13 protein-coding genes and 1 pseudogene are annotated in these 23,287 nt (G+C 72.8%); 6 read left to right on the forward strand and 8 right to left on the reverse strand.

Annotated elements, in window-relative coordinates; all coding sequences use genetic code 11:
- Positions 1 to 130: 130 nt before the first annotated feature.
- Positions 131 to 1,582 (reverse strand): annotated as a pseudogene (locus DCW30_RS08105) (alpha-amylase); the annotation flags it as partial.
- A gap of 371 nt (positions 1,583 to 1,953) precedes the next feature.
- Between DCW30_RS08105 and DCW30_RS08110 the strand changes: the two are divergent.
- The 4 genes from DCW30_RS08110 (at position 1,954) to DCW30_RS08125 (ending at position 5,880) form a co-directional block, all read left to right on the forward strand.
- Positions 1,954 to 2,865, forward strand: a complete 912-nt coding sequence (locus DCW30_RS08110) for an adenosine kinase (RefSeq protein ID WP_076682721.1) — start codon at positions 1,954 to 1,956, stop codon at positions 2,863 to 2,865.
- Positions 2,862 to 4,355: a GMC family oxidoreductase gene (locus DCW30_RS08115; protein WP_076682723.1), complete on the forward strand. Its 1,494-nt coding sequence runs from the start codon at positions 2,862 to 2,864 to the stop codon at positions 4,353 to 4,355. Before DCW30_RS08110 ends, DCW30_RS08115 begins: the two co-directional genes overlap by 4 nt.
- A gap of 29 nt (positions 4,356 to 4,384) precedes the next feature.
- Positions 4,385 to 5,332 carry an aldo/keto reductase gene (locus DCW30_RS08120; RefSeq protein WP_237283310.1) on the forward strand — a complete coding sequence of 316 codons (948 nt, stop codon included), beginning with the start codon at positions 4,385 to 4,387 and terminating at the stop codon, positions 5,330 to 5,332.
- 74 nt (positions 5,333 to 5,406) lie between these two features.
- The gene (locus DCW30_RS08125) at positions 5,407 to 5,880 is read left to right on the forward strand and encodes an MSMEG_6728 family protein (RefSeq protein WP_076682725.1); all 474 of its coding nucleotides are present in this window, start codon (positions 5,407 to 5,409) and stop codon (positions 5,878 to 5,880) included.
- A 5-nt stretch (positions 5,881 to 5,885) separates the two neighbouring features.
- Here DCW30_RS08125 and DCW30_RS08130 read toward each other — a convergent pair whose 3' ends face one another.
- Together DCW30_RS08130 and DCW30_RS08135 are read right to left on the reverse strand one after the other, a co-directional pair.
- The gene (locus tag DCW30_RS08130; protein ID WP_079249876.1) at positions 5,886 to 7,313 is read right to left on the reverse strand and encodes a sugar porter family MFS transporter; all 1,428 of its coding nucleotides are present in this window, start codon (positions 7,311 to 7,313) and stop codon (positions 5,886 to 5,888) included.
- The gene (locus DCW30_RS08135; RefSeq protein WP_076682729.1) at positions 7,306 to 8,175 is read right to left on the reverse strand and encodes a phytanoyl-CoA dioxygenase family protein; all 870 of its coding nucleotides are present in this window, start codon (positions 8,173 to 8,175) and stop codon (positions 7,306 to 7,308) included. The genes DCW30_RS08130 and DCW30_RS08135 overlap by 8 nt, the downstream gene beginning before the upstream one ends.
- A gap of 114 nt (positions 8,176 to 8,289) precedes the next feature.
- Here DCW30_RS08135 and DCW30_RS08140 point away from each other — a divergent pair, with 114 nt between their 5' ends.
- On the forward strand, positions 8,290 to 9,294 hold the full coding sequence (locus tag DCW30_RS08140; RefSeq protein WP_076682731.1) for a LacI family DNA-binding transcriptional regulator: 1,005 nt from the start codon (positions 8,290 to 8,292) through the stop codon (positions 9,292 to 9,294).
- Positions 9,295 to 9,331: 37 nt separating this feature from the next.
- Here the strand turns inward: DCW30_RS08140 and DCW30_RS08145 are convergent, their stop codons facing one another.
- The 5 genes from DCW30_RS08145 to DCW30_RS08165 are packed head-to-tail and all read right to left on the reverse strand — an operon-like array spanning position 9,332 to position 20,935.
- Positions 9,332 to 10,027: a formyltransferase family protein gene (locus DCW30_RS08145; protein WP_076682732.1), complete on the reverse strand. Its 696-nt coding sequence runs from the start codon at positions 10,025 to 10,027 to the stop codon at positions 9,332 to 9,334.
- Positions 10,027 to 11,265 carry a cytochrome P450 gene (locus DCW30_RS08150; RefSeq protein ID WP_076682734.1) on the reverse strand — a complete coding sequence of 413 codons (1,239 nt, stop codon included), beginning with the start codon at positions 11,263 to 11,265 and terminating at the stop codon, positions 10,027 to 10,029. Before DCW30_RS08150 ends, DCW30_RS08145 begins: the two co-directional genes overlap by 1 nt.
- Positions 11,262 to 13,046, reverse strand: coding sequence for a beta-ketoacyl synthase N-terminal-like domain-containing protein (locus tag DCW30_RS08155; protein ID WP_076682736.1), 1,785 nt, complete (start codon positions 13,044 to 13,046; stop codon positions 11,262 to 11,264). Before DCW30_RS08155 ends, DCW30_RS08150 begins: the two co-directional genes overlap by 4 nt.
- Before the next feature lie 36 nt (positions 13,047 to 13,082).
- On the reverse strand, positions 13,083 to 14,903 hold the full coding sequence (locus DCW30_RS08160) for a non-ribosomal peptide synthetase (RefSeq protein WP_076682738.1): 1,821 nt from the start codon (positions 14,901 to 14,903) through the stop codon (positions 13,083 to 13,085).
- The gene (locus DCW30_RS08165) at positions 14,900 to 20,935 is read right to left on the reverse strand and encodes a type I polyketide synthase (RefSeq protein ID WP_076682740.1); all 6,036 of its coding nucleotides are present in this window, start codon (positions 20,933 to 20,935) and stop codon (positions 14,900 to 14,902) included. The genes DCW30_RS08160 and DCW30_RS08165 overlap by 4 nt, the downstream gene beginning before the upstream one ends.
- Before the next feature lie 842 nt (positions 20,936 to 21,777).
- Between DCW30_RS08165 and DCW30_RS08170 the strand changes: the two genes are divergently transcribed.
- Positions 21,778 to 23,157 (forward strand): MFS transporter, encoded by a 1,380-nt coding sequence (locus tag DCW30_RS08170; protein WP_232627017.1) that lies wholly within the window; start codon positions 21,778 to 21,780, stop codon positions 23,155 to 23,157.
- Positions 23,158 to 23,287: the final 130 nt, after the last annotated feature.

Below are 23,287 nucleotides of genomic sequence, written 5' to 3' on the forward strand. Positions count from 1 at the left end.
GGCCGGTCGGATCAGGTCCGGTCGGACGGGTCGGGACGGGGTCGGGGTTGGGGTTGAGGTTGAGGTTGAGGTTGGGGTTGGGGTCGAGGTCCGGGGCGGGGTTGCGGTCGGGGTCGGGGCCTGGTCAGGCGCAGCTCCGCGCGTCCGCGTGGAGCGCGAGCGCGCTCTTCGCGGCGACGGTGGCCGTGAGCTTCCCGCCGTCGTCCACGGTGACGGGCTTGCCTGCCTGCACGTCGCAGTACTCGCCCGCGGGCAGCGAGGTCTGAAAGGTCCGCTCGAGTTCGCCGTCCCCTCCGTTGACGGCGACGAACCCCTTCGTGCCGCGGCCGAAGGCGATGGCGCTGCCTGAGTCGTCCCACCAGTCGGTGAGTTCGGCGTCGCCCACGGCGTTGCGGAAGCCGACCATGGCGGTGATCTCCTTCTGGGCGTGCTGGCACACCCAGGCGTCGCCGGAGCAGTCGGCCTTGCCGTCGGCGGGCGGGCCGTCGTCCTTGTTCGCGAAGGCGTAGCCGGAGTGGACGTCCGGGGAGCCGTAGGGGAAGGCGAGCATGAAGACGTGGGCCAGGGTGTAGGGGGCGCCCTGCTTGTAGGTGAGGACGTTGCCCTGGCGTTCGGTGTCGTGGTTGGCGACGAAGACCCCGGCGGACCCGGAGGGCAGCTTGCCGTCCGCGATGTTCTTCAGTCCGGCCAGGCCGCCGCTCTCGAAGGCCCCCTTGAGCGTGTAGGCGTAGGTGAACTCCTGGGCGAGCCCGGTGCCGAGGTACTCGCCGGGCTGGACCTGCTCGCCGGGGCCCGGCAGCGTCTCCTGCTTCCAGGGGACGTCCGGGTTCGTGAGCCGCGCCTTGATGGCCTTCAGGTCGTCTGCCGGGATGTGCTTGGCCGCGTCGACGCGGAAGCCGTCGACGCCGAGGCCGAGCAGGTCGTTGAGGTATCCGGCGATGGAGTCGCGGACGTGGTCCTCGCCGGTGTCGAGGTCGGCGAGGCCGCCGAGCTCGCAGTTCTGGCTCTCCTCGCGCTGGGTGTAGTCCTTGATGTCCCGCTGGCAGTTGTCCATGTCCCGGGCCCCGTAGACGCCCGGGTAGTCGTACTTGGTGAACTCCGTGCCGCCCGAGCCGGTGCCCTGGGCGTTGGTCATGTGGTTGATCACCGCGTCCGCGACGACCTTGACGCCCGCCTTGTGGCAGGTGTCCACCATGCTCTTGAACGCGTCCCGGTCGCCGAGGCGCGAGGCGATCTTGTAGCTGACCGGCTGGTAGGCGGTCCACCAGGACGGTCCCGTCAGACGCTCCTGTGGGGGCGAGGTCTGGACGTAGCCGTATCCCGCGGGGCCGAGCGTGTCCGTACAGGCCTGGGCGATCGAGTCGAATTTCCACTCGAACATCACCGCGGTGACGCCCTTGCCGCCGGCCTCCGTCTTCGCCTTCGCCTTCGCCGGAGCGGAAGCGGCAGCGTGGGCGGGAGCCGGGGTGGAGCCCGGGGCGGCCTGTGCCCGCGCGCCCGCGCCGAGACTTCCGGCAGCGGCCGCGACAAGGGCCGTGGCCAGGGCGGCACGCCTGCGGGATCGTGCTGTTCGGCCGTACATGGAGGGTCCTCCTCTGAGTGGGGGGAGAGGGCCGGCGCCGAACGCGGGGTGGGGGTGCTCCGCGGCCGTAACGGCGCCACACAGGGCGGCACATGCAACTTTTCTGCCGCCTTGCAGAAACATGTTGCGACGGACCCTAGGTGCCGCTCCTGGAGGGGTCAACCCCTCGCACACCGATGAACTCGGCCGTCACGAAGCCCACTTCGGGGCCCACCATCCCCCCATCCCCCACCGTTCAGGCGACTTTGACTGCAAGCCGCCTGAAAGATTGCACAAACTCTTCCATCGCGATCAGTCGCCGTGCTTGACTGCACTCCGGCCGGGCCCGACCAGCCCCACCGCGCCCCACCAGCCCCCGCCCAGGAGGATCTGTGCCCACTGACATCGACGTGCTCGTCCTGGGGGGTGCAGGGGTGGACACGATCGTCCACGTCCCCGAGCTGCCACTGCCGTTCGCCGACAGCCACATGGTCCCCGCCATCGAGACGCGGGCCGGGCAGACCGGCGACTTCGTGGCGATGGGCGTGCACGCGCTCGGCCTGCGGACGCACCACATCGACGTGATCGGCGACGACCACCCCGGCGAGCTGATCCGCGCCCTCCACCGCGACCGGGGCATCGCGCTCACCGAGGTCCCGCTGCCCGCGGGCACCAAGCGCGCGGTCAACCTCGTGTCCCCCGACGGCCGCCGCCTCTCGCTGTACGACAACACCCGCTTCGGCGAGGCCGACCGGCTGCCGCCCGCCACGGTGGCGGAACTCGCCGCGGCGAGCCGCCACGCCCATGTCTCCCTCACCCAGCCCTGCGCCCACGCCCTGCCCACCCTGCGGGAGTCCGGGGTGACCGTCTCGACCGACCTGCACGACTGGGACGGCCGGGAGCCCTACCACGAGGCGTTCGCGTACGAGGCCGACCTGGTGTTCCTGTCGGCGGCCGCCCTCACCGACCCGGAGGAGACCATGCGGCGCATCGCCGCGCGCGGTCGCGCCGAGGTGGTCGTCGCCACCGCGGGCGCCGAGGGCGCGTACCTCCTCGCCGACGGCGAGGTCACCCATGTGCCGGCCGTCGCTCCCCCGGCGCCGGTGGTGGACTCCAACGGCGCGGGCGACGCCTTCGCCGCGGGTTACCTCTTCGGCCTCCTGTCCGGCGAACCGCCGCTGCGCTGCGCCCTGTACGGCTCCTTCGCCGGCGCCCACGCCTGCACGGTGCCCGCCACCCGCACCGACGTCATCCGCCGGGATCAGCTTCTCGCCCGGGTCGCCGAGCACGGGGACCGGGCATGACGGACACGGCTCACGCGACGGGTCACGACGTCGTCGTCCTCGGCGGCGGTGTGGCGGGCTGCGTCCTCGCGGCCCGGCTGAGCGAGGACCCCGGCCGCTCCGTCTGCCTGGTGGAGGCGGGCCGCGACTACGGTCCACGACGGCAGGACTGGCCCGCGAAGCTGCTCGACGCCCGCGCCCTGCCCCGAGACCACGTGTGGGAGCGCCACACCGCCGCCCACCGCATCCGCGCCCGCGTCCTCGGCGGCTCGTCCTGCGTCAACGGCTGCTGGCACACCTGGGGTTCCGAGGCCGACCACGCCGAGTGGGCTCGGGCGGGTGGCCCCCGGTGGACGGCTGCCGCGATGGAGCCCTTCCGCGAGCGGGCGGCGGCGCGGATGGGGCTGCGTCCGGTGCCGGAGCACGAGCACTCGGCGTGGAGCGAGGCGGCCCTCGCGGCGGCCCGGTCCCTCGGCCACCCGGAGGTGGACATGGCCGCCCCCGGCGGCCCCGGATACGGGACCCCGCTGCTCAACGCCGTCGACGGGGTCCGCGCCAACGCCGCCTTCGCCTACCTGGAGCAGGCGCGGACCCGGCCGAACCTGACGATCCTCGACCGCGCCACCGTGGACCGGCTGACCGTCCGCGGCGGACGTGTGCACGGCGTCGACGTCGTCATGGACCAGGGGCGCACGACCCTGCGGGCCGACACCTATCTGCTGGCGTCGGGCACCTTCGGGTCACCCGCCGTGCTGCTCCGCAGCGGCATCGGGCCCGCCGACGACCTGGCGCGCAGCGGTGTGCGGCCCGTGCTCGACCTGCCCGGCGTCGGCGCCAACCTCACCGACCAGCCCGGCGTCTTCCTGCCGCTGCGCCCGACGCCCGGCCTGAACGCGCGCCTCGCCGAGAAGGAGGCCGCCGGTGATCTGTACGTCACCCGGACGCTGATCAGGGCGGCGAGCCCGTACTGCCCCGAGGGCGCCTGGGACCTGCACATCAACCCGGTCGCGGGCCCGCCCCTGTTCGGCGCCCTGCCGCCGGGGCAGTACGAGGCGGGCGTCGCCACCTTCCTGATGAAGCCCCGGTCACGCGGACAGGTCCGGCTGCGCTCCGCCGACCCCACCGCCGGCCTGGACCTGGACCCCGCCTTCCTCTCCGACGAGGACGGCCATGACCTGGCCGTCCTCCGCTCCGGCCTGCGCATGGCCGAGGAGCTGGCCGCCACCGTGCCGCTGAAGTCCCTGGCCGCCCCGGCCGAGGGCCCGTCCCCGCGGGAACTGCCGGATCAGGAGCTCCGCGGCAGGGTAGGCACGTACTGGCACCCCGTCGGCACCTGTGCCATGGGGGCGCCGGACGATCCGTACGCGGTGGTCGACGGGGAGGGGCGGGTGCGCGGCGTCTCGGGCCTGCGGGTCGTGGACGCCTCGATCCTGCCGACGGTCCCGGCGGCCAACACGCAGCTGCCGGTGCTCGCCACGGCCGAGATGCTGGCCGCCGCACTGACGGCGTGAACGACCGCCGTGAAGGAAGAGGAGAACGCATGACAGCGCGGACCGACGACGTGCGCACCACCCGACCGCTGTACGGGTGCATGGGGCTCGGCGGCACCTGGGACGACGAGCCGTACACCGCCGCGGACATCGCTCACGCGGAGGCCGCCGTCGAGGCGGCGCTCGACATCGGCATCACGGCGTTCGACCACGCCGACATCTACCGGCGCGGCAAGGCCGAGTCGGTCTTCGGCGAAGTGCTGGCCAGGGCGCCCGGGCTGCGGGAGCGCGTCGTCCTGCAGACCAAGTGCGGCATCCGGCAGGCCGACGGCGGCCTGCCCGGCATGTACGACCTACGGGCGAAGACCATCGTGCGGCGGGTCGAGGAGAGCCTGACCCGGCTGCGCACCGACGTCGTCGACGTCCTGCTCCTGCACCGGCCCGATCCGCTGACCGGACCCGAGGAGATCGCGCAGGCGCTGTCCTCCCTGCACGGGCAGGGCCTCGTGCGGAGCTTCGGGGTGTCGAACATGAGCGCGGCGCAGATCGAGGCGTTGCGGGCCCGACTCGACGTGCCGCTGGTCGCCGACCAGCTGGAGATGAGCCTGGCCCGCCGGGACTGGGTGGAGTCCGGCGTCCTCGTGAACACCGAGGCCGCCGCCGGCAACGGCTTCCCGCACGGGACGGTGGAGTACTGCCGGACCCATGGGATCCAGCTCCAGGCGTGGGGCGCCCTGGCGCAGGGCCGCTACACCGGCGGCCAGGACACGCCGACGGCCCGGCTCGTCGCCGCGCTCGCCGACCGCAAGGGCACGACACCGGAGACGATCCTGCTGTGGTGGCTCCAGCGCCACCCGGCCCGTATCGCCCCGGTCATCGGGACGAGCAGGCCCGAGCGCATCCGCGCCTGCCGCGACGCCGTGCGACACGCACCCGACCTCACCCACGAGGAGTGGTACGACCTGTGGATCACCGCCCGCGGCGGCCCGCTGCCGTAGGGGGTTTCCCCGGGAGCGCCCCGTACACCCGAATCCCCCGTCTGAGAACGGGCCCGCCGCGGTAGGCATCCTGCGTGCAGACCTTTCTCCCGTACCCCGACTTCACGCGATCCGCCACGGTCCTCGACCGGGCACGCCTCGGCAAGCAGCGGGTCGAGGCCCTTCAGGTGCTGCGCGGCCTGACCGTGCCCGGTTACGGCTGGCGCAACCATCCGGCGGTCCGCATGTGGACCGGCTACGAGGAGGCCCTGGTCCGCTACGGCCTCGACGTGTGTGCCGTGTGGGTGGCGGAGGGGCACGCCGACACGTGCGCGGCCACGCTGCTCGCCGACTTCGCCGCGCACCGCCCCGGCGCCGCCGTGCGCGACCAGGCGCGGCTCGCCGACGCCGGTGAGCTGCCGCCCTGGCTGGGGAACCACGCCCTGCACCACAGCCACCAGTCGGCGCTGGTGCGCAAGGCCCCGGAGATCTACGCGGAGCGCTTCCCGGACGTCCCCGACGACCTGCCCTACTTCTGGCCGGCCTCGGACCGGGACCCGGCCGCGTGACCGTGTCACCTCTTCTCCAGCGCCCTGCGGAAGGGCAGCGGGTCGCGCAGGGCACGCTCGATGCTCTCCAGGCTCCTGCCCTTGGTCTCCGGCACCTTCGCGGCCACGAAGACGACGCAGGCGACGTTCATCAGGGCGTAGAAGAGGAAGGTGCCGGAGCGGCCGATGGTGTTGATGGCCGTCAGGGCGGTCATGGCGATGAGGAGGTCGAAGCCCCACACCGACAGCGTGGCCAGGCTGGTGGCCGGGCCGCGCACGGACAGCGGCAGGACCTCCGGGCCGATCAGCCAGACGACCGCCTGCATCCCCACGCCGTTGAACAGGATGTACGCGAACAGCGAGATGATCACCGTCCAGCGTTGCGCGGCGGACTCCGCGGGCGTGGCGAAGGCGAGCGCGAGCACCGCCATGGCGAGCGCCGAGCCCGGCAGGAACCACAGCATCGTGCGGCGCCGCCCCGCCTTGTCGACCGCGATGGCCCCCACCACCCCGGCCACGACGAGCATCGCGCCGATGCCGATGCCGGTGAGCAGCGCCACCGAGTCGCCGAAGCCCGCGTCGTCCAGGATCGTCGGCGCGTAGTAGACGATGGCGTTGATCCCGGTGAGCTGGGAGAAGGCCGCGATGCCCACGGCGATGAGCAGAGCGGGGCGCAGCCACCGCTGCCGGAGCTGTCCCCAACTGCCGCCGTCTGCCGGGGCGTTCCGTGTCACGGCGGTGACCTCGGCGGCCTCCGCCGCCACGTCCGCTCCGGTGGGCCTGAGCCGCCGCAGGGTGCGCAGCGCGTCGTCGGCGCGGTGCTGCTCGATGAGCCAGCGCGGGCTCTCCGGCAGGAACAGCATGCCGACGGCCAGGGCCACGGCGGGGATGACGGCCAGGGCGAACATGACGCGCCAGCCGCCGCTGCCGGCCAGGGCCCAGCCGCAGAGGTAGGCGATGAGCTGCCCGATGGCGACCATGAGCTGGAAGAGCACCATGAGCCTGCCGCGCACGGCCGCGGGCGCGAGCTCCGCGATGTAGACGGGCACCATGTTGGAGGCTCCGCCCACCGCGAGGCCGAGCACGAAGCGCGCGGCGATCAGCGTCGCCACGTCGGGGGCGACCGCCGCCGCCACCGCGCCCACGGCGAAGATCACCGCGACCGCCACCACCACCTTGCGGCGGCCGTGCCGTACGGCGGTGCGCCCCGAGACCAGGGCGCCGGCCATGGCGCCGAGCAGGATGACGCTGACGACGACCTCCTGTTCTCGCGAGGAGAGGTCGAGGTCGTCGCGGAGGTGGAGGAGGGCGCCGGAGATGATGCCGGTGTCGTAGCCGAAGAGCAGGCCGCCGAGGGCCGAGACCGCGGCGACGGCGTAGACCAGCGCCGGGGGGCGCCCCGTTCCCGTGGGGTGGACCGGCGGGCGGTCGGCCACCCTGGTCGTCTCAGGCATCGCCCATGACCAGTCCCTCGATGGTGTGCTTCTGCGTGAGGGGCGTCAGCGCGTCGACGACCGGGCAGCGCAGGTGGTGGCGTACCCGTTCGGGCAGCGCCGCCCAGTAGCCGCGGGTGACGGCGGTGTCGTGGCGGGCGGCGTTGTCGGCCTCGGGTCCGTCGAGGCCGAGGACGAGGACGGGCCTCGCCCTGGCCGACTCGTTCTTCGTGCCGCGGTGGATGGTGAGGGCGGTACGGGCGGAGATGTCGCCGCGCTGCGGGTACTTGCGCACGGCGCGCTCCTGGTAGCGGCCGTAGGACGCGCGGGGCGGGAACATGCCGTGCCCGAAGTCCGGTCCGTCGTCCCACTGGGTGCCGGGCGCGATCTCGAAGGGGCCCATGTCCTCCGCGGTGTCGACGGCGGTGACGTTGAAGGCCAGGGAGGTCAGCCGGCGTTCGGTGCGCGTCTCTTCGGGGATGGGGAAGTCGCGGTGCCACGGCTGGTTCACCGCGCCTTCGAGCGGGACGTCGAAGCCGAGCTCGACGATGCGGTAGTCGGGGCCGAGGACGGCGGTGGCCACCGAGCGGACCCACGGGTGGTCGACGAGGTCGACGAAGCCGCGCAGCTGTTCGGGGTGGATCTCCACGTAGTAGCGGTGGGGGCCGCGTCCCACGGCGCCGCCGGGCCGGGCGCGCGCCTCCGCGAAAGCGGTCTCGATGTCCTCGCGCAGCCGGTCGGCCCACTCCTCGGAGAAGGCTCCCTTCCGCGCGGTGATGCCGTCCTCGTACAGGTTCGCCACGTCCTGCGCCACGTCGACGTCCAGGTCGGCGGCGCTCACTCCGGGAAAGACGTGCACACCGGGGCATTCGGACACAGTCATCCTTGCCTCCTTGCAAGCAGAGCTTCCGCCCACAGATTGCATCGTTGAATGCAACGTTGCAATACCCGGCGGGTCACCGATTCCGTGACGGACGTCGCATGAAAGGATGGCGCGGTGAGCAGTCGTCTGAAGGATGTGGCAGCCCGAGCGGGCGTCTCCGTGCGCACCGTGTCGAACGTCGTCAGCGGCTCCGCCTCCGTGGCGCCCGAGACCCGGCAGCGGGTCCAGGAGGCCATCGACGAGCTGGGCTACCGCCCCAACCTCGCCGCCCGCAGCCTGCGCGCCGGCCGTACCGGCATCATCGGCCTCGCCATCCCCGAACTGCACTCACCGTACTTCGGCGAACTCGCCGGGCTCCTGGTGGACGAGGCCCAGCGCCGCTCCTGGACCGTGGTCATCGACCAGACCCGGGGCGACGCCGACGCCGAGCGACGCCTGCTCGCCCAGGGCGGCGGGCGCGTGGTCGACGGCCTCATCATCAGCCCCTGGGCCCTGGACCCCGCCGAGCTGGCGGCGACGGCGCCGGCCGTCCCGCTCGTGCTGCTCGGCGAGCGCGGACCGCAGGGCGCGGCGGACCGCGTCGCCGTGGACAACGTCGCCGCCGCCGACGAGGCCACCACTCACCTCGTCGGCATCGGGCGCCGCCGCATCGCCGCCATCGGCCTCCAGCCCCAGCTGCGCAACGGCACCGCCCGGCTGCGTGCCGAGGGCTACCGCCGCGCCCTCGACCGCGCCGGGCTCCCCCACCCGTCCGCCGCCCAGCGCTCCGTCGCCGCACTGCACCGGGCGGACGGCGCGCGGGCCATGGCGGGGCTCCTCGACGGGCCCACCGAACCGGACGCCGTGTTCGCCTTCAGCGACGAACTCGCCCTGGGCGCCCTGCACGTGGCGCACGAGCGGGGCCTGCGCGTGCCCGAGGACATCGCGATCGTCGGCTTCGACGACATCGAGGACGGCCGCTACAGTCACCCGCCCCTGACCACCGTCTCCCCGGACAAGCCGCAGATCGCCGAGCGGTCCCTCCAGTGTCTGGCCGACCGCGTATACAGCCCCGGGAACGCCGTCCCGCCGCAGGAACTGGTCGTCCCGCACCGCCTGGTGCGGCGCGGGACGGCCTGAGACCGGGCGCGAGGCCCGGCCTCGGGAGCGCCCGGTCTCACCGCGTGTGCAGCGCCCACCTGCTCCCGTTGACCTGGGCCGTCCCCGGCAGCGCGATGAGTTCGGGCTTGAACAGCGGCGGCGCTCCCATCGCGGGCTCCCAGGTCGCCAGTTCCTCGTCCTGGGGGACCTCGATCCGCCGTCCCTCGGCGAGGTCGGCGACCACCCTGAGCAGCAGCCGCACACCGAGCGGCGCCAGGTGATCGCGCCACAGGCTCTGCGCGGTCGAGCCCGGGGGCACGAACAGGTGCTCCTGGGCGGCGAGCGGCCCCGCGTCGGTGCGCTCGGTGAGGTGGTAGACGCTGCCGCCCGTCACCTTGTCGCCGTCGCGGACCGTCCACCGGATCGCGTCCCTGCCACGGTGCAGCGGCAGCAGGCTGGGGTGGTAGCCGATGGTGGCGACGGCGGCCCTGGCTCGCGTGTGACGGCCGAGGAAGGCGTGCGAGTGGGCGGCGATGATGATGTCCACGCCGTCCGGCACGTGCATCGCGCGCAGCTCGGCCGAGTCCGTCCAGGCGATGTCCCTGGGGTAGGCCCAGGCCCGCAGGCGGTCCCAGGACATGGCGTCGCTCTCGTCGGTCCGTCCTTTGCGCAGCCGGGGCGCGGCCACACCGAGGATCTTGTGCCCCTCGTCGAGCAGCGCGTCCGCGACCTGCACCGCGAACGCTCCCTGCCCCGAGACGTAGATGTTCATCACTCGCCCTCCTTCAGTCCCGAGCGGTCGGGCAGGAACCGCACCGGCAGCGCCGAGAACCCGGTCAGGAAGTTGGACCGGATGCGCGGGGCCTCGCCGGTCCGCTCGAATCCGGTGGTGAAGTCCCGCAGCGCCATGAGCAGTTCGGCGATCTCGACCTTCGCGAGATAGGAGCCGACGCAGAAGTGCGGGCCGTAGCCGAAGGCCAGGTGCTTGTTGGGGGTGCGGCCGAGGTCGAACACTTCGGGCCGCTCGAAGACCCGCTCGTCGCGGTTGCCCGAGGCGTGCCAGAGCGTGACGATCTCGCCCGGTCGCAGCCGTACGCCGTGCAGTTCGGTCTCGCGGACGACGCTGCGTCCGAAGTGCATCGTGGGCGACGCCCAGCGCAGCACCTCGTCCACGGCGGTGTCGACCGACACCTCGCCCGCCTTGAGCCGCCTCCACTGCTCGGTCTCGGCGGCGAGCGTGTGGACGGCGTCGATCATCGTGAGGCGGCTGGTCTCGTCGCCCCCGATGATCAGGCTGTAGCAGTTGAGCACCACGTCCTCGTCGGAGAGCGGCACGCCGTCGATGGAGCTGGCGACGAGCATGCTGATCACGTCGTCGCCGGGCGCCTCGCGCCGCTCCTCCACGAGGTCCATGAAGTACATCAGGATCTCGTTGCGGGCCATCTCGGAGTCGACCTCGTCGACGTCCTCGTCATCGGTCGACAGGGCGGTCTTGGTCAGCCCGAGCAGGAACTCCCTGTCCTGTCCGGGCACTCCGAGCAGATTCGAGATCGTCGTCATCGGGATGCGGCTCGCGATCTCCTCGGCGAAGTCGCAGCCGCCGGTCTCGACCGCCTCCCGTATCCACTGCCGGGTGTTGACCCGTACCGTCCCCGCGACCTCGTCGAGCACCCGGGGCGAGAGCACCCGCTGCAGGATCTTGCGCAGCTCGTGGTGGCGGTGGCCGTCGGTGACGGCCAGCATGCGGCCGGCCCCGGCGTCGCCGCCCTCCAGGAGGGTGACCAGGACGTTGCCGCGCTCCGACGTGAAGTGCGTGTCGTCGCGGTAGGTGGTCATGATGTCGTCGTGGCGGGTGAGCACCCAGAACCCCTTGCGGCCGCCGGCGGGCGGGTTCCAGTGCACCGGGGCGGTGTCCCGCAGGGTGCGCCAGAACGCGTCGAGGCCGTGGCCGGTGAAGGTGTCGGGGTCGCCCAGGTCCCTGGTGTCCAGTGCCGGTGCGCTCATGGTCACCAGTCCGTGCGCCAGAACCGGCGCGGCTGGAAGGGATAGGTCGGCAGCGGCACGCGGTGGCTGTCCTCCCCCTGGTGCAGGGAGGCGAAGTCCACCTGCTGCCCCGTGACCCAGGCGGCGGCGACACCGGCCAGCGCGTCGGCGTCCGTGGCGGCGCACACGATCCCGTGGTCGTTGCGCGGGAAGGAGGAGGCGTCCGCGCGCGGCGCGGCGGCGGTCTCGGTGACCTGCCCGCCCGTGGCGTCCCCCGACAGGGCCGCGATCAGCTCCGCGCGGCTGCGGACGACGGCCGCCCAGCGGCGGGCCATCACCTTGCGGCCGAGGTTGAGGCTGAAGCAGACGTCGTCGAGCCGCAGGCCGGGGTCGGCGACCAGCCGGTCCTTCAGCCGCGCCCGCTGGCGTGCCAGGGCCTCGTCGTCCAGGGCGGAGAGGGTGGCGATGCGCGGCCTGCCCTCGGCCTCGGGTGCGCGCTCCGCGACCGCCGGGGCCTCTTCGAGGACGAGGTGGGCGTTGTAGCCACCGCCGCCGATCGAGGTGATGCCGGCGCGGCGGATGCCCGCTTCCGTCCCCCAGTCGGCCGTCTCGATCTGCGGCACGAAGGGGGTGCTGGGGAAGTCGAGGTCTTCGTTGACCTCCGTGAGGTTGATCGTCGCGGGCAGCGTCTTGTGGTGCAGGGCGAGCGCGGCCTTGATCGCGCCGAAGCCGCCGGAGACCACACCGCCGTGGCCGACGTTGCCCTTGACGCCGCCGATCGAGGTGGTGGCGGTCTGCTTGCCGAACGCCATGCTCGCCGCGTGCACCTCCAGTTCGTCGGTCATCGGCATGCCGAGCCCGTTGGCCTCGTACAGGGAGACCGTGTCCGGGGTGACTCCGCCGACCTCCATGGCGTTGGCGATGCACGCGCTCAGGCGCTCGGGCTGGGCGAGGCCGTAGGCCATCGCGCTGACGCCGTTGTTGTTGACGGCCGAGCCCTTGACCACGGCGTAGACGTGGTCGCGGTCGGCGACGGCCTGGGCGACCGGCTTGAGCAGCACCGTGACGACGCCGCTGGACAGGGCGGTGCCCGTGCCGTTGGCGTCGAACGGGCGGCAGTGGCCGTCCTTGGAGAGGACGCGGTTCTCCTCCCACAGGTGGCCGCGGGGGTGCGGGAGTCGGACCATGGAACCGCCGGCCACCGCCATGTCGGTCTGGCCGAGCAGCAGTGACTGGCAGGCCAGGTGCACCGCGTAGTGGAAGCCCGCGCAGACCGCGGCGACGGTGACGGCCTCGCCGGTCAGGCCCATGTAGTACAGCGCGTTGGACGTCATGGTGTCCGGCGACCACGCCAGGCTGGCCTCGATCGCCTCGGGGCCGACCGACACACGGTCGGGCGGGGAGCTGTAGAGCGCGGCGGTCTGCGGGTTGTTGGCGCCGTAGACGCCCACTTCGCAGCCGACCCGCTCGGGGTCGTAGCCGCCGTCCTCGAATGCCTCCCAGGCGCTCTCCAGGAAGAGCCGGTTCTCCGGGGTCATCGCGGCCGCCATCCGGTCGCTGATGCCGAACACCGACGGGTCGAACTTGTCGTACGTGTCGAGCACACCGCAGGCCCGCACATAGAAGGGACTGTGGATCAGGGTCTCGTCGACGTGGATGTCGTCCTTGGCGAGGAACGACACGGACTCCCTGCCGTGGACGAGGTTGTCCCAGAACTGCTCCTTGGTGCGGGCGCCGGGCGCTCGCAGGGACATGCCGATGACGGCGACGTCACCCGGGTCGTAGTCCTGCTCGGGGCTTTCGGTCATGGAAGGGCTCCTGCTTCGTCTCGGGTCGGGGGTGACTCAGCTGCCGTTCGAGGCGGCGCGGCCCCGCAGCGCGGCGCGGCGGGTGTTGGCGCGGCGGCGGGCGGAGGTGACCACCTCGGGGGTGGCCCCGCTCTCCTCGTCGAGCCAGCGGCCGAGGGAGGCGATGTCACGGAAGCTGAACAGGTCGGGCACGCGGACGCGGCGGCCGAACCGCCTGGTCATCAGTCGGGCGAGGCGGACGAGGAGCAGCGAGTCGCCGCCGAGGTCGTAGAAGGCGGCCTTGACGTCGATGCCCGCGGGTTCGAGGTCGAGGAGCTGGCCCCAGATCTCCGCGAGCGCCACCTCGGTCGGTGTGCTCGCGGCCGTCATGGGGGCGTCGGCGCCGGCGGCCGGCGGTTCGGGCAGCGCGGCGCGGTCGAGCTTCCCGCCGGGCGCGAGCGGAAGGGCGGGCAGGAACACGAGCGTCGCCGGCACCATGTAGTCGGGCAGTTCGGTGGCGAGCCTGCCGTTGACGGTGGACTGGAGAGCGGCGTCGAGCCGGACGTCGTCGCCGGCGTCGCCCTCCGGCACGACGTAGCCGATCAGCCGGTTGCCGCGGACGACGGCGGCGGCCTCCCTGACCTCGGGGCAGCCGGTCAGGCGGGCCTCGACCTCCTCCAGCTCGATGCGGTAGCCGCGCAGCTTGACCTGGTGGTCGGTGCGGCCGCCGAAGCGGAGTTCGCCGTCCTCGGTGAGCGTGACCACATCACCCGTGCGGTACATGCGCTCACCGTCCACGAACGGGTCGGGCAGGAACCGCTCGGCCGTGGTCTCCGGCCGGTTGACATAGCCGTGGGCCAGGCCGGCGCCGCCGATGTACAGCTCTCCGGGGACTCCGGCCGGCAGCCGCCGCCTGTCCTCGTCGAGCACGTAGGCGCGGGCGTGGGCCGACGGCAGGCCGAGCGTCGGCTCACCGGCGCCGTCCCTCGGGACGAGCCCGAACGAGCAGAAGACGGTTCCCTCGGTGGGCCCGTAGGCGTTGAAGACCCGGTCGGCGCCGGTCTCCGCGTACGCCCGGTCCACCAGTTTGCGCCGCAGGGGCTCGCCGCCGAACACGATCGTGCGGACGCGGGGCGGCAGGTATCCGGCGTCGAGCAGCCCGTTCATCACCGAGGGGACGGCGTTGAGGTGCGTGATCCTGTCGGCGTACGGGCTCTCCGGCAGGTGGACGGCGCTCTGCACGAGCACGACCGCCCCGCCGCGGCACAGCGCGCCGAAGATCTCCATCACGGACATGTCGAAGCAGACCGAACTCGCCGCCGAGACGCCGCTCAGGTCGCAGCCCTCGAAGACCCGGTCCAGCTCGGCCAGCATCGCGACGCAGCCCGGGTGGTGGATGGCGACGCCCTTCGGGCGGCCGGTGGAGCCGGAGGTGTAGATGATGTACGCGGTGTCCTCGGGCACGACCGGCACGGGCCGCTCGCCGGGTTCGGTCCGCACGCTCTCGTCGAGCACGACCACGGTCGGCCCGGCCGGACAGTTGGCCCGGGAGGCGGGTGTGGTCAGCAGCAGCCGGGTGCCGCTGTCCCGGACCATGAACGCCAGGCGTTCGGCGGGGTAGTCGGGGTCGAGGGGCACGTAGCAGGAGCCGGCGCGCAGCGTGGCGAGGAGGGCGACGAGCAGGTCGGGGGTGCGCTCCACGCAGATGCCGACGGGGACGCCGGGTCCCGCGCCGTCGGTGACGAGGCGTTCGGCGAGGGCGCGGGAGCGCTCGTCGAGTTCGCCGTAGGTCATGACGCCCGCGTCGGAGTAGACCGCGGGGGCGGCGGGGTTCTTGACGGCCTGCTCGATGAACTCGGAGTGCAGGGTGTCGGTCACTGGTCCGTCCCTTCGGGGCGGCCGGCCGGCGCGATGTCCTTCAGGGCCAGGTCGGGGTGGGCGATCGAGTCGAAGAGCACGGTGCGGTAGAGCGCGAGCAGGTCCGTCACGGTCTGCCTCTCCAGATAGCTCGGTTTGTACTGGATGTGGCCGGCCACCTCGCCGTCGATGTCGGCCATGGAGATCTCCAGGTCGAACTTGGCGAGGTGCCTGCGCACCTGGAGCGGTTCGAGCGGCAGGGCGCTCTGGGGCGTGATGGTGTCGCCGACGCCGTGGAAGAGCTTCACGGAGCGGGGGAAGGCGTCCGACGACAGCCAGTTGACCACCACGTCGAACCACGGGGAGCGGCCCTCTGCCCTCGGCGGTTTCAGGGAGGCCGCCAGCAGGTCGAGGGGGTAGTTCATGTGTTCGAGCAGGCCCAGCGAGAAGGCGTGGACCTCGCCGAGGAGATCGCGGAAGCAGCGGTCGCCCGCCGGTTTCGCCCGGACGAGCACGGTGTTCAGGTAGTAGCCGACGGCGGACTCCCAGCCCGGTTCGGCGCGCTGGGCGATGGCCGTGGCCAGTACGGAGTCCTCGGCTCCGGTCGCCCGGTTGAGCGTGGCGAAGAACCCGGCGAGCACGACCGTGCTGATCGACACGCCCTCGCGGACGGCGAACTCCCGGAGCAGCCGGCTCTCCTCGGCGCTCCAGCGGAACGTGAGGTCGCGGCCCTCGTATGTCACGCCCGGCGGACGCTCCTTGGCAGAGAGGTCCAGATGGGCGGGCGGATCGGCCAGCCGCCGCGTCCACCAGTCGAGCGCCGCGTCGGCCGCGGGGCCCGAGAGCCACTGCCGCTCCCACTCGACGAACTCGGTGTAGGGGGCGGGCGGCGTGCCGTCGGCGGGGTCGGCGCCCTCGTAGAACTCCTGGAGTTCGCGGATCATCACGTCCGCCGACGCCGCGTCCGACGCGATGTGGTGGACGAGCACCAGCAGGTAGTGGTCCTCGGGGCCGCGGTTCATCAGGACCACCCGCACGAGCGGGCCGTTGTCGATGTCGAGCGGCGCGTGGCCCAGTTCGGCCAGTTCCTCGCGGGCCTCCTCGTCGTCCAGCTCCGTGCTGTCGACGACCGCGAACTCGTACACCGGTTCCTCCAGGATGACCTGGTACGGGCGGCCGCCGGCCTCCACGAAGAGCGTGCGCAGCGCCGGGTGCCGCCGCATCACGGCCGCCACGGCGCGCTCCAGCGCCTTCTCGTCGACGGCGGCGCGGATGCGGGCGGCGACCATGAAGTTGTAGGGCACGGCGTCCGGCGAGACCATCTGCATGAACCACAGCGAGGCCTGGCCGTGCGAGGTCGGGGCCAGTTCGAGCCCCAGGCCGTCGGCGCGCAGCTGGTCGGCGGCCGGTGCGTCGGTGGGGTCGATCAGCCCGCGCGCGGCCAGTTCCTCCAGGAGTTCTTCGGCGTCCAGGTCGGAGAGGTCGTCGAGGAAGGGGTGGGTGGGCCTCCGCCCGGGCGCGGGTTCGGCCGCCGCTCGCGGTTCCCGTGCCGGGGCCGGGGCCTGCTGTGTCTGCGCGGTCGCGGGCGGTCCGCCGGTGAGTTCGACGAAGTGCCCGACGACCGCGGAGATGGTGCGGCCGTCCAGGAACACCACCGGTGACACCCGCTCCCCGAACAGCGCCTGCATCCGGTTGACCAGGCGGATCGCCAGCATCGAGTCCAGTCCGAACTCGCGCAGCGTCGCGTTCTCGTCGAACCTGCTCACCGGCACGCCGAGGCCGTCGGCGAGCTCGGCGAGGACGACGTCCCGCACCGACGTGGCCGCCGGGGCGGTCCGTGCGGGCTGCCGCTCCACCCGCTCGGCCACCGCCACCGGTTCGACGGCGGCCGGGGCGGGGGCCGCCGCGGTCTGGGGCCGGGGCTCGGTGTCGAGCCAGTAGCGGTCCTTCTGCCACTGCACGAGCGGGGTCTCCACCACCTCGACGTCGTCCCCGAACAGCGGGTCGAAGGTCAGCGGCAGGCCCCTGACGTACAGCGACGCGACGGCCCCCAGCAGGCAGCGGACGTCGCTCTCCTGGCGCCGCAGGGAGTTGACCGCGTGCACCTGGGCGCCGCGGGTCACCGCGATCTCCTCGACCGCGCCGCGCAGCGTCTCGTGCGGGCCGATCTCGATGAACGTGCCGATCCCCTCGTCGACCAGGCCCCCGATCGTCTCGGCGAACCGGACCTGGTTGCGCAGGTTGTGCACCCAGTACTCGACGTCGGCGACCGGGTCCACCGTGTCGGCCAGCGCCGTGGAACGGAACGGGATGGTGTTCGTCAGCGGGGTGATGCCCGCGATGCTCTCGCGCAGCGGCTGGAGCAGCGGGTCCATGCCGGGGCTGTGCACCGGCCGCTCGACACGGATGCGCCTGGTCGAGATCCCGTCCCGCAGCAGGTCGGCCTCCAGGGCGGCGACGGCTTTGGGGGAGCCCGAGACGGCCGCGCTGGTGGGGCTGTTGACCACGGCGACGGCCGCGTGCTCGGCGTACGGGGCGAGCCTCGGCAGCAGTTCCGCCTCCGGCAGGTCGACGGAGATCATGGCGCCGGCCGCCGCCTTCCTTTCGAGCAGGTGCGACCGGGCGACCACCACGCGGGCCGCGTCCCCGAGCGAGAGCGATCCGGCGACACAGGCCGCCGCGACCTCGCCGAGGCTGTGCCCGACGACGGCGACCGGCTCGACGCCGAGCCCGAGCCAGACCTTCGCCAGGGAGACCTGGAGGGCGAACAGGACGGGCTGCTGGAGGTCCATTTCCTCGTAGCGCGCCTCTTCGGCGGGGGCGGCGAGCCGGTCGAGCACCGAGCCGCCGCCCGCCGCGCGCACGGCGTCGTCGCAGGCGGTCATCCACGTGCGGAACCCGGCGTGGACGCGCAGCAGCTCCCGGCCCATGCCGACCCACTGCGTGCCGCCGCCGGAGAACACCAGCGCCACCCGCCGGTCGCCGTTGCCCGCGACGGCGCCGGTCATGACGTCGGGGTGCGGCCGGCCCGCGGCGACCCGGGCGAGTCCGTCGAGGACGTCCTGCCGGGTACGGGCGAACAGCGCCACCCGGTGGTTGTGGTGGGTGCGCCTGGTCGCGAGGGTGTAGGCGAGGTCGGAGACGCGCAGTCCCGCGTCGCGCTCGACGTGGTTGGACAGCTCACGGCAGGTGTCGGCCAGCGCGCCCGGTGTACGCGCCGAGACGGTCACGAGCTGCGTCCGCTCGTCGGCGGCGGCCTCGGCCCCGCTCGGGGCGGCGTGGCGTCCCCGGTCGCCCGCGAGGAAGGGGTGGGGTGCGACGGGGTGGCCCGCGGTGTACAGGGCGCCGAGCGAGCCGAGCAGGACCGCGGCCTCGTCGGCGCCGCGCCGCAGCGAGGGCAGGGTGGCCGCAGCGGGCAGGATCTCCGAGACCGACTTGAGCAGGACGGGGTGGGGGCTGACCTCGATCACCGCGTCGATGTCGTGGTCCCGCAGGGTGGTCAGGGCGTCGACCATCCGGATCTCCCGGCGCAGGTTGTCCGCCCAGTAGTCGGGGCCCAGCTCCGCGCCGTCGACGCGCTCGCCGGTGACCGTCGAGATCATCGGGATGCGCGTGGTGCGGGGCGCGATGTCCGCCAGTTCGGCCTTGAGCGGGGCGAGGACGTGGTCGACCAGGGGTGAGTGCGGGGCGTGGCCCATGCGCACCCGGTGGTGGGTGACGCCCTCGTCGGTCAGCCGCTGGACGAGGTCGTCGATCTCCTGCGGTGTGCCGGTCACCAGGGTGGAGTGCAGGCCGTTGCGGCCGGAGACGGTGAGCTGTCCTGTCAGGTGCCGCTCGGCCTCGTCCGCGCCGGTCATGACGACGATGCCCTCGCCGCGCCCCACGGCGAGCTGCTGGAGGAGCCGGCCGTGGTGGGCGGCGAGACGCGAGGCGTCGTCGAAGTCGAGGGCTCCCGCGATGTGGGACGCGGCGAACTCGCCGACGCTCTGCCCCACGACGACGTCCGGTTCGACCCCCAGCGCGCGCCAGGTGTCGGCCAGCGCCACCTGGAGGGAGAACAGCAGCGGCTGGAAGACGTCCATGTCGTCGATGCGCCCATCGGGCGCCAGCAGCTGCTCGACGAGCGAGAAGCCGAGCAGCTCCCGCATCCGCCGGTCGGAGCGCATCAGGGAGCGGCGGAACACGGGCATTCCGGCGAGCAGGCGCCGGCCCATGCCCGCCCACTGCGAGCCGTTGCCCGAGAACAGGAACGCCACCCGCGGCTTGCGCGCGCCCCGCTCCCCCACGCTCAGCCCGGCGGCGCTCGCACCGCTGCCGAACGCGTCGAGCTGCGCCCTGAGTTCGGTCATGCCGGACGCGGCGGCGGCGAGCCGGAACGCGCCGTCACCGGGCGAGCGGCGGCAGAGCGCCCGCAGGTCGCTCTCGTCACGCAGCGCCGCGGCCCGCTCGGCGAGCGCCTCGCGGGAGTCCGCGGCGAGGAGCAGCAGCGAGCTCTCGGGGCGCGGCAGCTCCTCGACGGCGACGTGGCAGATCGCGCCGCCGAAGCCGAAGGAGCTGACGCCGCCGCGGCGCGCGTCGGACCGGCGCGGCCACGGCGTCAGCCGGTCCTGGACGGTGAGGCGGTACTCGTCGAACATGATCTGCGGGTTCGGGGCGGTGTAGTGCAGGCTCGGCGGCAGCACGCCGTTGCGCATCGAGAGGGCGAGCTTGACCAGGCCGACGATGCCGGCCGCCGCCTCCAGGTGCCCGACGTTGGACTTGACGGAGCCGAGGCGCAGCGGTTCCGCGCGGTCGCCGCCGAGGACCGCCCCGATGGCGTTGGCCTCGATGGGGTCGCCGAGGGGGGTGGCGGAGCCGTGGCACTCGATGTAGTCCACCAGGTGCGGGTCGATGCCGGCCCGCTGGTAGGCGGTGCGCAGCATCTTCTCCTGCGCCTGGGGATTCGGCGCGGTCATGCCGTTGCTCAGGCCGTCGTTGTGGGAGGAGCTGCCCTTGATCAGGCAGTACACCGGCAGGTCGCGTTCGAGGGCGACACTCAGCGGGGCGAGCACGACGACGCCGGCGCCCTCACCGCGCACGTAGCCGTCGGCGCGGGCGTCGAAGGACTTGCAGCGGCCGTCGGGGGCGAGCGCGCCCATGGCGTCCATGGCGGTGTAGTAGTCGGAGACGAAGCTCAGATTGACGCCGCCGGCGAGGACCAGGTCGCTCTCGCCGAGCCAGATCGACTGGCACCCCACGTGTACGGAGACCAGTGATCCGGCGCAGGCGGCGTCGATGGCCATGCTCGGGCCCTGCAGTCCGAGGATGTAGGAGACGCGGTTGGCGATGATGCCGTCGTGCATCCCGGTGGCGGTGTGCGGGGTGATCTGGCTGTCCGGGCCGCGGTAGTGCGCGAGGGCGGCGTAGTCGCCCCAGCAGGAGGCCATGAACACGCCGGTGTCGCTGCCGACGAGGCTGTGCGGCGCGACCCCCGCGTCTTCGAGTGCCTCCCAGGCCAGTTCGAGGATCAGGCGCTGCTGCGGGTCCATCTGGACGGCCTCGCGCGGTGAGATGCCGAAGAAGAGCGGATCGAACTGGTCGATGCCGTCGATGAACCCGCCCCAGCGCACCCGGTCGTTCAGGAGCTCGCGGCGCACGGCGGGCACCGGTCCGACGGCGTCGCGTCCCTCGGACAGCAGCCGCCAGAACGCGGCGGGGTCGGGGCCGCCGGGGAAGCGGCAGCCGATGCCCACGACCGCCACGGGTTCGTGCGACGCCGTACGGCGGGGTCCGCTCGGGGCGGCGGCCTGCTCGGCCCGCGGGCCGTCGGCGAGCGCGCGGGCGAGCGCGTCGACGGTGGGGTACTGCCACATCCAGGTGACCGGAACTTTCCAGCCGAGGAATTCGGTCAACGAGGCGGCGAGAGTCGACAACTTCAGCGAATCCAGGCCATACCGCTGCATCGGTGTCGAGCGGTCCACGGCGTATCCGGACAGGTCCATCAAGTCGGCGACACGGGAAAGCAGGAACTCCGTTATGGCATGCGAATCTCGTACTGCGCGCGCTGGGGGCATTTCGGCTCCTCGGCAGGGCGGATCGAATGGGCCGGTGCGGTGCGTGGCCGGCTGCTTTATGGCTCGGGGAATCCGCCGCCCTGTTCGGGAGCGGCGGATCGGGTGAATGCGGCGCACCGGCGGCCGTGCTGGAGGCGTGCTGGCCGGGGCCGGTGACGGCAATGGGTACGGGCCGGCGCACAGGCGGCCGACGTTCGGAATGGCTCAGGACACGGAAGCTTCGCTTCTACGCGTCGAGTGCGGCGATGGCGATGGCCCGAGGGGCACCCCGGGTCAGAGGCGGAGGGACCCGTGACGTGCTGGGCGGAGCGTGCCGTCCCGGACGGGAAGGCATGTCTGAAGAGAAACTGGTACCCGCACCGCGGTCCGACCCCCGTTAAGTCGTCCTGGCTGAATCGGACACGCAATCCGATTCAGGATCACTCCCGGCGGTCCGGCCGCCGGCGTACATCGTGCGTTTTCCTGGGCGATTCACTGTGCCGGTCGGGAATTACGTGGTCCGACGTGGAACGTAGCACCGGGTACTCGCCCGACCGACGGACTGCACACTGCCACTCTGTGAATGGTGGAACAAGAGTGCCCCGTGGGCCGGATGATGCACTGGCGTGAAATGAACCCCCGGTGACCGGTTCGCCCTCTTGCCGCGCAATGGCTTTGATGCGGTATGGCCGTCATGGTGCGCAAGGGGCGGAAGGGCCCGTCTGGACAGCGGGTCGAACGGCGTTGCAAGCTCTCGCCATGAAAATCTTGAACCACGGTCAGGCGCCGGCCGAGGCCCGCACCGCTGGAGGAATGAGCACCCGATCAGGGCCCGGCCGAAGCGAGTTCACCGGGGGGCCCGCGTGACCGGTACCGAGGTGATGTCCCGGCAGCGGCCGGGCCTCGCGCTGGGGGTGCTCGCCGGGGCGCTCGCCCTGGACGTGAGCGGTCTCGCGGTGCTCAACGCCGCGCTGCCCTCCGTGGGCGACCGGTTCGACATGGCCGACTCCACGCTCCAGTGGGTCATGATCGCCTACGCCGTCACGTTCGCCGGCTTCCTGCTGGTGGGCGGCCGCCTGGCCGATGTGTTCGGCCGCCGCAGGGTGTTCGAGGCCGGTGTCGCGCTGTTCACGGTGGCCGCGCTGGCCGGGGCGCTGGCCCCGGACACCGGGGTGCTGCTCGGCGCGCGGGCGGTCCAGGGCATCGGCGCAGCCCTGTCGGGGCCTGCCGCGCTGGCGCTGCTGACCGAGGTGTTCCCGGCCGGTCCCGCGCGGAACCGGGCCCTGAGCGTGTACGCGGCGGTCGGCGCCGCGAGCTTCAGCGGCGGGGTGCTCCTCGGCGGTGTGCTGACCCAGTTCTTCGGCTGGCGCTCCGTGCTGTGGTTCTCGGTGCTCCTCGGCCTCGCCGTGCTGGCGGCGACGCGCGCCGGGCTGCCCGACGGGGCCGGGCGCGGCGGCGGGCTCGACCTGCCGGGCGCGATATCGGGCACCCTCGGCCTCACCCTGCTGGTCGTCGGCGCGAGCAGTCACGGGGCTCTGGCCTGGATCTCGCTCGCCGCCGCGGTGGCGTTCCTCCTGCTCTTCGTCGTACGCGAGCACCGCACCCCCGACCCGGTCCTCCCGCTCGGCCTCTTCCGCGTCTCCTCGGTGCGCTCCGCGAGCCTCGCGGCGTTCCTCCAGTACATGGGCTCGGTCGGGCAGCTCTTCTTCGCGCCGCTGTATCTGCAGGACATGCTGGACTACTCCCCGCTGGAGTCCGGCCTCGCCCTGGTGCCGATGTCGGCGGGCGTCTTCCTCACCGCCAACTTCGCCACCGGCCGCCTGCTGGCCAGGTACACGCCGCGCACGCTGATGGTCGTCGGGCTCGTCCTGATCGGCGCGGGCACGGCGCTGTGGATGAGCACACCGCACGACGGCGACTACCTGCTGCACGTGCTGCCCGGCCTGCTGATCAGCGGCATCGGCCAGGGTCTGAACTTCCCCTCGATGACGTCCGCCGCCCTCACCGGCGTCCCGCCGGAGGGCCACGCGGTCGCGGGCGCGGTGAACGTGGTGGCCCAGCAGATCGGCGCGAGCGTCGGCGTGGCGGTCATGGTCCTCGCCGCGGCGACCAGCGACGACACACTCGGCGGCTACCACATCGCGTATCTGGTGGGCGGCGCCGCGTGTCTGGTCGGAGCGGTGGTCATCGCCACGACGGGCCGCGGGAAGGAGCCCGCCGGGGAGGGCCCGCTCGGGCAGTAGAGCACGCTCGGCCGGGCACGGGGCGGCGTCCTGCCCGGCCGGCCCGAGCGCGGGTCGGCACACGCGCTCGACCGTCGAACACGCCCTGGAACCTGTCCGGGTACGGAACGGGACGGACCGGAGCGACGCA

The organism is Streptomyces alfalfae (genome assembly GCF_004127445.1).
Classification (GTDB): Bacteria; Actinomycetota; Actinomycetes; order Streptomycetales; family Streptomycetaceae; genus Streptomyces; species Streptomyces alfalfae.

Excerpts from the sequence above, each read along its gene's own strand:
- DCW30_RS08115 (WP_076682723.1), top strand. The coding sequence starts at position 2,862 with ATGACGGACACGGCTCACGCGACGGGTCACGACGTCGTCGTCCTCGGC.
- DCW30_RS08120 (WP_237283310.1), top strand. The coding sequence starts at position 4,385 with ATGACAGCGCGGACCGACGACGTGCGCACCACCCGACCGCTGTACGGG.
- DCW30_RS08130 (WP_079249876.1), bottom strand. The coding sequence starts at position 7,313 with ATGCCTGAGACGACCAGGGTGGCCGACCGCCCGCCGGTCCACCCCACG.
- DCW30_RS08135 (WP_076682729.1), bottom strand. The coding sequence starts at position 8,175 with ATGACTGTGTCCGAATGCCCCGGTGTGCACGTCTTTCCCGGAGTGAGC.
- DCW30_RS08145 (WP_076682732.1), bottom strand. The coding sequence starts at position 10,027 with ATGAACATCTACGTCTCGGGGCAGGGAGCGTTCGCGGTGCAGGTCGCG.
- DCW30_RS08155 (WP_076682736.1), bottom strand. The coding sequence starts at position 13,046 with ATGACCGAAAGCCCCGAGCAGGACTACGACCCGGGTGACGTCGCCGTC.
- DCW30_RS08165 (WP_076682740.1), bottom strand. The coding sequence starts at position 20,935 with ATGCCCCCAGCGCGCGCAGTACGAGATTCGCATGCCATAACGGAGTTC.